The sequence below is a fragment of the Nocardioides sp. B129/18 genome (assembly GCF_055282735.1).
Map to the genome: position 1 here is coordinate 361 of NZ_JBUZJI010000048.1, position 8,911 is coordinate 9,271.

Consider the following 8,911-nt stretch of genomic DNA (forward strand, 5'->3'; position numbering starts at 1 on the left):
AGCAGGGGCCGTGAGAGCGGTGCGCATCAGCGCACGCGGACTCCCTTGAAGGTCTTCTTGCCCTTGCGCAGCACCAGCCACTCCCCGCCGATCAGCTGGTCGTCGGCCGGCACGAGCTCGGGATCCTCGACCCGCACGTTGTTGAGGTAGGCGCCGCCCTCCCCCACGGTGCGACGAGCCTCGCCGCGTCCCTTCGCCAGGCCGGCCTCGACGAGGAGGTCGGTGATCGTGGGCAGGCCGTCGGCCCGCGAGACCTCGATGGCACCGGCCTCCTGCAGGGCGGCGCCGAGCGTCGAGGCGCTGAGGGTGCTCATGTCGCCGCCGCCGAAGAGCGCCGCGGAGGCGTCCTGGATGCGTCGGGTCTCCTCGACGCCGTGCACGAGGGACGTCACGTGCTCGGCGAGCGCCTTCTGGCCCAGCCGCAGGAACGGCTTCTCGGCATGGTCGGCCTCGAGCGCCTCGATCTCCTCACGCGGGAGGAAGGTGAAGATCCGCAGGAGCTCGCCCACCTTCTCGTCCTCGACGTTGAGCCAGAACTGGAAGAAGGCGTAGGGCGACATCATCTCGGGGTCGAGCCACAGCGCCCCGCCCTCGGTCTTGCCGTACTTGGTGCCGTCGGACTTGGTGATGAGCGGCGTCGCGAAGGCGTGCGCACGCTCGCCGTCGGCCCGGCGGATCAGCTCGACGCCACCGGTGAGGTTGCCCCACTGGTCGGACCCCCCGAACTGCAGCGAGACGCCGTGCTGGCGGTGGAGCGTCAGGAAGTCCATGGACTGCAGCAGCACGTAGCTGAACTCGGTGTAGCTGATGCCGTCCTCGAGGCGGCTGCGCACGACGTCGCGGGCGAGCATCCGGTTGACCGGGAAGTGCTTGCCGATGTCGCGCAGGAAGTCGATCGTCGACAGGCCGCTGGTCCAGTCGTAGTTGTTCACCATGGTCGCGGCGTTCTCGCCCTCGAAGGACAGGAACGGCTCGATCTGCGCGCGGACCCGCGCGACCCACTCCTGCACCGTCTCGATCGGGTTCAGCGTGCGCTCGCCGGAGTCGCGGGGGTCGCCGATCATGCCGGTGGCACCGCCGACGAGGGCGAAGGGCGTGTGGCCCGCCTTCTGGAGGCGGCGTGCGGTGAGGATCTGGACGAGGTTGCCCAGGTGGAGGCTCGGCGCGGTGGGGTCGAAGCCCACGTAGAACCGCACGCTCCCCGCCGTCAACGCCTCACGCAGGGCGTCGAGGTCCGTCGAGTGGGCGATGAGACCGCGCCACTCGAGGTCGTCGAGGAGGGTGGGATCGATGGACACGCGCTGCCTTCCGGACGGCGGCGCCGGGCGCGGCGCCGCGGTGGTCTGCGGACGGCCGGACGACCGTCCGCGGCCTAGCCTGCCCCATCCGGGGTCGGGGCGTCGTCCCGGTTCCCCCGCGCGGACGGGTGGAGCCGCGTCGCGTCACCCCTCCGGCGGGGCCGCGCTGGAGTAGGTTCACCCCCAGGGACGCGCCGCCACCGGCGGCGCTGTCGGGTCCGCGGGGGGCGGAGCCGACGGGGAGGGACATGGACACCGCAGCGCTGTATCGCGACCTCGTCGACACGGCAGCCGAGGCCACCTGGGTCATCGACCTCGACGCGGCCACGGTGCTGGCCTCCGCGGGCGTGACGGCGATGCACGGAGCGCCGCCCCCGCCGCACGTCGTCGACGTGCTCGACGACGACGGCCGCGCCTGGATCGGCGAGGTCGTCGAGGCCGCCCGCTCGCGCAGTCCCCTGCCGGCGTCCCTGGAGACGGTGTGGCGCCGGGCCGATCGCAGCGCGCGCTGGGTCGAGGCGCGGGCGCTCCTGGTGGCCACCGAGCCGCCCGTGGTGGTGCTGCGCTTCGCCGACCGCACCGAGCAGCGCGCGACCCTCGCCGCGCTGCGGGCCAGCGAGGCCGAGCTCGCCGACCAGGCTCACCAGAACGAGCTGATGCAGGCCGTCGCGAGCGCGGCCAACGAGGCCGCGACCCTCCTCGACGTGCTGCGCCACGCCCGCGACCTCGTCCTGCTCCACGACGACTGGGAGCGCGCGCGGGCGTTCGTGCCGACCGACGAGGGGCTCTCCCCCGTCCAGGTCAGCGAGGAGCAGGCCGCCGAGGACGCCGCCGACCCTCGCAGCCCCGCCGAGCTCGAGCTCGCCGAGCGCTGCCGCGACCTGCGCGCGCCGCTGTGGGACGAGCGTCGCCTGACCCTCGGCTTCCCGGTGCTCCTCGGCGACCAGGTGTGCGCGGTCGTCACCATCACCAGCGCTCCCCCGCTCTACCGCCACGCGATGATCGAGCGGATGGCGGTGCAGGTGGCCGAGCAGCTGGCCCGCGTCGCCGACCGGGAGCGCACCCGGCGCGAGCTCTCCCAGGCCCGGGACGAGGCGATGGAGGCGTCTCGCCAGAAGTCGGAGTTCCTGGCGACGATGAGCCACGAGATCCGCACCCCCCTCAACGGCGTCATCGGCCTCAACGACCTGCTGCTGCGCAGCGGCCTCACCTCCGAGCAGCACCGCCTGGCCAGCGGGGTGCAGGTGGCCAGCCGCGCGCTGCTCGCCGTCATCAACGACATCCTCGACTTCTCCAAGATCGAGGCCGGACGACTCGACCTCGAGGAGCTCGACTTCGAGGTGCGCCCGCTGCTCGACCAGGTGGGTCACATGCTCGCCCAGACCGCCCGCGGGCAAGGGCTCGACCTCGTCGTCTCCTGCCATCCCGCCGTGCCGGCCGTGCTGCGCGGCGACCCCACCCGGCTCGCGCAGGTGGTGACGAACCTGGTGTCGAACGCCGTGAAGTTCACCGAGCGCGGCGGCGTGATCGTCCGCGCCACCACCCGCGCCGTCGACGACCGGCTGCGCCTGGACGTCGAGGTGTCCGACACCGGCGTCGGCGTGGCCGCGGAGAAGGTCGAGCGCCTCTTCGACGCCTTCACGCAGGCCGACGCCTCCACCACCCGGCTCTACGGCGGCACGGGACTGGGCCTGGCGATCTCCCGCGAGATCGCGGAGGCGATGGGCGGCGACATCGTCTACCAGCCCAACCTCGGCGGCGGCAGCATCTTCACGCTGCGGGTGCTGCTCGACCCCGCGGGCGGCGACGACGTCGTCGGCGACGAGGACGCCCTGGCCCGCGAGCTGCTGAGCGGACGCCGCGCGCTCGTGGTCGACGACACCGAGCACAACCGGCTGATCCTGGAGGAGCAGCTGGGATGGTGGGGCGTGGCCTGCGACTCCGCGGCGTCAGCGCAGGAGGGCCTCGCCCTGCTCTCGGCCCGGCACGCGGAGGGCTCGCAGCCCTACGACGTCGTGCTGCTCGACCTCGCGATGCCCGAGACCGACGGGCTCGACCTCGCGCGGCGCATCCGCGCCAGCGCCGCCTTCGACGAGGTGCGGCTGCTGATGCTCACCTCGGTCACGGCCGTCGACCCCGACGAGGTGCGCGACGCCGGCGTCGACGACCTGCTCACCAAGCCGGTGCTCTCCAGCGTGCTGCGCGGCGCGCTCACCGCCCAGCTCGGCGGGGTCGAGCGCGACGTGGCGCCGAGCGTCGTCGCGGAGCCGGCGCGCGGACGCGTGCTCGTCGTGGAGGACAACCCGGTGAACCAGATGGTCGCCACCGGTCTGCTCACCGCCCTGGGCTATGAGTGCGAGACCGCCGCCGACGGCGTCGCCGCGCTGGAGGCGTTCGGGGCCGGAGCCTTCGACGCCGTGCTCATGGACGTCCAGATGCCGCGCATGGACGGCTACGCCGCCACCCGGGCGCTGCGCGAGAGCGACGCCGGACGTCACGTGCCGGTGATCGCGATGACCGCCGCGGCCATCGAGGGCGTGCGCGACCGGTGCCTGGCCGCGGGCATGGACGACTTCCTCACCAAGCCCGTCGACCCCGTGGCGCTCGGCGAGACGCTCGCGCGCTGGACCGGCCAGGAGGACCTCCCGCCCTCCGCGCCGCCTGCCGATCGCCCGGTCGACGCCGACTCGGCGGTGCTCGACGAGGAGCGCCTCGCGATGCTGCTCGAGCTCGACCCCGACTCCACCGCCTACCTGCAGCGGGCGATCACGAACTTCCTCGCCGCGTGGCCGGAGCTGATCGCCGGTGCCCGCAGCGCCGTCGACGACGCCGACGCCGACGCCGTCGCCCGCGCCCTGCACCGCCTCGCCGGCGGAGCGCTCAACCTCGGGGTGCGGGCAGGCGAGGCCGTCCGGGCCCTCGAGGAGCGGGCCCGGGCCGGCGACCTCGACGCCGTCGCCGCCGGGCTCGGGGAGACCCAGCGTCTGCTCACCACCGCCGGCGAGGTGCTCGCCGAGCGGCTGCGCGCGCTCCGTGCGGGCGACTAGCGGCCGTCGGCCTGATCGGAGCGGTCCTCGCTCCAGCCGCGCTGCTGCAGGCGGGTCACCGAGCCGAGGTTGCCGAGGATCGCCGCCGTTGGCGGGATCACCGCTGCCACGACGCTCATCGCGACCGCCAGCGGCACCGACCACAGGCGCACCACGTTCCACGCCAGCAGCACGAGCACGACGCAGGTGCCCATCAGCCAGAAGTAGAGCCGTCGTCGGCGGCGGGGGTCGTCCACGACGTCCAACCTACGCCGCGGACGCGGTCGGTCCGCTCCGCTCAGAGGGTGATCTGGATGCGCTGGATGCTGGCCGAGATCGGCGCGAACAGCTCGCGGCGGATGCGGTTGTGCTCCTCGTCGAGGTCGTAGACGCGGTAGGCGTCCTCGTCGACGAAGTCCGCGGTGAGCGCGTAAGACGCGTTGCCCTCGCGCAGGCCGAGGTCGAGCCCGGTGTGCATCTCGAAGTCGACGCCCTCGACGCTCAGGGCCTGCAGGGCGTCGAGCGCGGCGCGGGCCTGGGCGGGCGTGGCGTCGTCCCGCAGGACGCCGACGACGATGTTGCGGATCATGGCCTCATCGAACCAGGCCCTCGGTGGCGCGGCCGCGCTCGGTACGCTCCGGTGGCTGAAACGCCAGAGGGGCGGTAGCTCAGTCGGTCAGAGCAGAGGACTCATAATCCTTGGGTCGTGGGTTCGAGCCCCACCCGCCCTACTACCAGGCAAAACGTGAGTATTGAGTCCTGCACAAAGGTCGTACAGGGAAGTATCCTTACCGGATGGCGAAGCGTCAACCGGCCCCGTCCGACCCCCTGAGGGACCTCCTGGACGACTGGCACGTGCACCTGCGCGCCACCAACAAGAGTCCCGGCACCATCACCTCCTACCTGCAGTGCGGCATCGCGCTGTGCGACTGGCTGGAGGCTGAAGGTCTGCCCGACGGGCACCGCGACGTCAGCAAGCAGCACCTCGAGTTCTTCTTCGCCCAGCAGCTCGAGCGACTCGCCCCGGCGACGGTGGCCAAGCAGTACCGCTCGCTCCAGCAGCTCTTCAAGTGGCTGGTCGAGGACGGCGAGCTCGACCGATCCCCCATGGCGACGATGAAGGCGCCCCAGGTGCCCGAGCAACCGGTGCCCGTCCTCGACGACGAGTTCCTCAGCCGCCTCCTCGAAGCGGCCGACGGCAACACCTTCGAGAACCGCCGCGACACCGCCATCATCCGCCTGCTCCTCGACACCGGCATGCGCGCCGGCGAGCTCATCGGCATCCGTCTCGAGGACGTCGACCGCGAGACCAGCGTGGTTCGCGTCATGGGCAAGGGCCGACGCCCCCGGGACTGCCCCTTCGGCCCCAAGACCTCCAACGCCCTGCGCCGTTACCTGCGCGAGCGCACCCGCCACAAGCTCGCCAAGACCTCCGACTCCCTGTGGCTGGGCAAGAAGGGTCCACTCACCCCCTCCGGCGTCGCTCAGATGCTCGAGCGCCGTTGCGACGACGCAGGGCTCGAGCGGGTCCACCCCCACCAGTTCCGTCACACCGCTGCCCACGCCTGGCTCCGCGGCGGCGGACAGGAGACCGACCTGATGCGCGTCATGGGCTGGAGAGCTCGCGAGATGGTCGCCCGCTACGGCTCCAGCGTCGCCGATGAGCGCGCACGCGACGCCCACCGTCGCTTGGCGCTGGGCGACCGCGTGTGACCTGGAGCAGGGCGATGCCGTCGTCGGCTGCGGCCGGTCCCTAACGGACGTTGACAGCGACGTTCTCGAAGTTTCGTGCCGCACGCCCTTCCATCCCGGCACAGCGGACTGGCAGGGTGCAGGACATGACTAGACCACCCGTGACGCAGTTGGCTGCGTATGAGATCCGAGAGCTCCTGGCGCTGCCGCCGGCTGAGCGTCGGGTCCAGCGGGCGCGCCGTCAGATCCGCGTCGCCGAGCGGCACAGGTGCATCCATGCTCACAGCGGGAAGAAGCCTGACGTCGCCCTGGAGGTCATCTACGCCGGCCACCGGCTCCTCTATCTGCCGCCTACCGCCGACAACCACGTCAAGGCCGAGATCGACGTCGCGCGCTACCAGCTGGAGGAGGCTCGGCAGCAGTTCAAGTCCGTCGACCACCCCGACCAGGTCCGCGAGACCTGGACGGCTGCCCGACGGGCGGAGCAGGAGATCACCCAGCTCCAGGGCCAAGGCCTGACCTTCGGACCGCGCGCCTACCGCCTGGGCCGACCGGTCGACGGCGCCGTCAAGGACGTCCACATCGCCGACGGCGTGGTCACCCAGCCATGCCCCCGCTGCCACAAGCGGCTCGAGCTCCACATCAAAGACGCGCGGGTAGTGGAGATCGCACAGGCGCCCCCGACATCGGTCCTCGACATCGCCGCCCGCTGGCTGACGACGACCTGACCCGCTGACGGGTCACCCCTGAAACTGCCCCTCCCGCAGGGGCACAGCACCACCCACAACTACATCTCCAGGCTCATTGGGCAGCCGAAACGATGCACCGTCCCACCCGGTCTTGGTCGCCGACGGGACTTCCCCACTAGGGGTGCATTCGCTTGCCTTCCAACAACCCTGAACACCGCAACCTGATCGCCCAGATCGCCGCCCACGAGCGCTGGGGCCGCGTGCACGATCGCTCCGCCGCCACCGCCCCGGCTCGCGAGGGCCTCCGGGCCAAGTTCGCTCGCGAGATCGACCCCGAGGGTGCCCTCGACGCCGAGGAGCTCGAGCGGCGGATCGACTCGCTGGCCCGCGCGCACATGCTTCGCATGTCGCTGGCGGCCAAGGCCGCCCGCCAGCGTCGCCGCATCGCCGGGGACGCCTCGTGAGGGCCGGCATGGAGGTCTACGCCGACGTCGACCCGATCAGCCTCCTCGCGCACGGACTGCGTGAGCAGTGCCCGACACGTCCTCTCATCTGGATCAACCGCGATGACCCCAGCCAGTGGTTCTGGGCGTCCTGCCGGACCTACGCCTGCCCGGTGTGCGGACCGGAGCTGCTCATCGCCGACGCCGCGGCGGTCGGCATGACCTTGGAGGAGTCGAGCGGTAGCTCGTCCTTCTGCACCCTGGAGCTCGCACCTCACGGTCTCCAGGCCCGCGCAAGGGCGATGGAGGTCTTCCGCAGGGCCTTGATGCGCAACAACCGTGCCTTCGACTGGGTGTGGACGACGGAGCGTGGCGCCAACGGCATGCTCCACATCCACGTTCTCACTCGCGGCGACGCCCTGGCGCCCGCGCACTTCGGGGATGCCTGGGCCTATGGCGGCGTGACCATCGAGCCCACGTGGACGCCGATGGCTGCAGCCCTCTACCTGGTCAAGGACGCTCGCAACCCGCTCTTGCGCGACGGCGCCCGCGACCTCAACGGCAAGTCCTACCTCCACACCAGCCGCGGCTTCTGGGGCGGCTCGACCAAGGCGGAGGTCGTGGGCGAGATCCGCGGCCGGATCCGCCCCCGCAGCAACGCTCGCTGGGCTGTCGCCCCCGCGACCTCTCGCAGCTGACTCAGTCTTGTCTACTTACGAGGGAACTCCGACATGACCAACCATGACATGAACTGCCACTGCCACTCGATGCTCTCTGAGGGCAACTGGTACCCGCTGCGATCGCTTCGCAGGATGTTGGCGATCCCGGCCATGGATCTGCTGACCGCCATCGAGGAGAGCTGCGTCAGGGTCCACGCAGTGGTGGGCTCTGACGGTTCGAGCAGGCTCATGGTCGACCTTGACAGCCTTGCGCGTGTCTTCAACAACGGAGCCGTGCAGATCTTGGTCTACCAGGGGACCTACGTGCAGCCGAGCCAGGACGAGATCCCCGACGTCGTCTTCTACCAGGTTCCGCCTGACCACCCCGTCGACGGCGAGGAGGTCGACGCTCCGCTGTGAGTCGCAGTCTCCCGTCTCCTTAGTCGGCTGGTCGTCGTCCGGGAGACGGGAGACTGCTGGCGTGACTGATGCCGAAGTTCAGGACATGACTACGCACACCCGCTTCATCAGCCTCAAGGACGCCGCCGAGACGCTGGGCCTCTCGCTCAGGACCGTCCAGCGCATGGTCGACAGCGAGGAGCTGGCCAGCTACCGCATCAGCGGTCACAGGTCGGTGCGTGTCGACGCCGACGACGTCCTCGCGCTGCTGCGTCCGACGAGCGCCGACTCGCGGTCCTGACTGCGCTCCCGAGCCTGGCCGCCCCCTCAGCAACGGACGTTACGAGCGGCTCAAGCGCCACACGCACGACGGCGCGCCACCAGGGGCACCATCCAGGACTGCTGACCACGAGCTGGGGCCGTCGAGCAACCGGGCCCTTCAGCGACGTTGACGTGAGTTCGCGCGGCGTCGCAGCAGTTGAACCACTCGACCTTCCAACCGAGCTAGGTCAGCCGCAAGAGTCAGCCGGCGCTTGGCGCGATGGAGCGGTTGCGGACTGCGGTCAGCAGGCCCGGATGAGCACCGGGGTGGCACCCAGCTCTGCGCGCTCGCCATCCACAAGAACGTCGTCGACTTCGCCACCGACGAGCTCGGGTCTGCTGCACGGATAGGTGACATCTGATCTGCGTCGATGTGTGTCGGCG

10 protein-coding genes and 1 tRNA gene are annotated in these 8,911 nt (G+C 71.0%); 8 read left to right on the forward strand and 3 right to left on the reverse strand.

The genetic code is table 11. From position 1 onward, the window contains the following. Positions 1–26: 26 nt before the first annotated feature. Positions 27–1,298: a tyrosine--tRNA ligase gene (gene tyrS / locus ACZDWJ_RS19390; RefSeq protein WP_463523769.1), complete on the reverse strand. Its 1,272-nt coding sequence runs from the start codon at positions 1,296–1,298 to the stop codon at positions 27–29. A gap of 248 nt (positions 1,299–1,546) precedes the next feature. Here tyrS and ACZDWJ_RS19395 point away from each other — a divergent pair, with 248 nt between their 5' ends. After that, the gene (locus ACZDWJ_RS19395; protein ID WP_463523771.1) at positions 1,547–4,345 is read left to right on the forward strand and encodes a hybrid sensor histidine kinase/response regulator; all 2,799 of its coding nucleotides are present in this window, start codon (positions 1,547–1,549) and stop codon (positions 4,343–4,345) included. Here the strand turns inward: ACZDWJ_RS19395 and ACZDWJ_RS19400 are convergent. Both ACZDWJ_RS19400 and ACZDWJ_RS19405 read right to left on the reverse strand, forming a co-directional pair. Continuing rightward, positions 4,342–4,581 carry a DUF3099 domain-containing protein gene (locus ACZDWJ_RS19400; RefSeq protein ID WP_463523773.1) on the reverse strand — a complete coding sequence of 80 codons (240 nt, stop codon included), beginning with the start codon at positions 4,579–4,581 and terminating at the stop codon, positions 4,342–4,344. The genes ACZDWJ_RS19395 and ACZDWJ_RS19400 overlap by 4 nt on opposite strands. A gap of 41 nt (positions 4,582–4,622) precedes the next feature. After that, positions 4,623–4,913: a Dabb family protein gene (locus ACZDWJ_RS19405; protein WP_463523775.1), complete on the reverse strand. Its 291-nt coding sequence runs from the start codon at positions 4,911–4,913 to the stop codon at positions 4,623–4,625. A 68-nt stretch (positions 4,914–4,981) separates the two neighbouring features. Between ACZDWJ_RS19405 and ACZDWJ_RS19410 the strand changes: the two genes are divergently transcribed. The 7 genes from ACZDWJ_RS19410 (at position 4,982) to ACZDWJ_RS19440 (ending at position 8,507) form a co-directional block, all read left to right on the forward strand. Then, a tRNA-Ile gene (locus ACZDWJ_RS19410) sits at positions 4,982–5,055 on the forward strand. Positions 5,056–5,119: 64 nt separating this feature from the next. Next, the gene (locus tag ACZDWJ_RS19415) at positions 5,120–6,037 is read left to right on the forward strand and encodes a tyrosine-type recombinase/integrase (protein ID WP_463523777.1); all 918 of its coding nucleotides are present in this window, start codon (positions 5,120–5,122) and stop codon (positions 6,035–6,037) included. 125 nt (positions 6,038–6,162) lie between these two features. Then, the gene (locus tag ACZDWJ_RS19420) at positions 6,163–6,744 is read left to right on the forward strand and encodes a hypothetical protein (protein WP_463523779.1); all 582 of its coding nucleotides are present in this window, start codon (positions 6,163–6,165) and stop codon (positions 6,742–6,744) included. 152 nt (positions 6,745–6,896) lie between these two features. Continuing rightward, positions 6,897–7,169, forward strand: coding sequence for a hypothetical protein (locus ACZDWJ_RS19425; protein WP_463523783.1), 273 nt, complete (start codon positions 6,897–6,899; stop codon positions 7,167–7,169). Beyond that, on the forward strand, positions 7,166–7,846 hold the full coding sequence (locus ACZDWJ_RS19430; protein ID WP_463523785.1) for a rolling circle replication-associated protein: 681 nt from the start codon (positions 7,166–7,168) through the stop codon (positions 7,844–7,846). Before ACZDWJ_RS19425 ends, ACZDWJ_RS19430 begins: the two co-directional genes overlap by 4 nt. Positions 7,847–7,879: 33 nt before the next feature. After that, positions 7,880–8,227 (forward strand): hypothetical protein, encoded by a 348-nt coding sequence (locus ACZDWJ_RS19435; RefSeq protein WP_463523787.1) that lies wholly within the window; start codon positions 7,880–7,882, stop codon positions 8,225–8,227. An 85-nt stretch (positions 8,228–8,312) separates the two neighbouring features. After that, positions 8,313–8,507, forward strand: a complete 195-nt coding sequence (locus ACZDWJ_RS19440; protein ID WP_463523789.1) for a helix-turn-helix domain-containing protein — start codon at positions 8,313–8,315, stop codon at positions 8,505–8,507. The last annotated feature ends 404 nt before the right edge of the window (positions 8,508–8,911 follow it).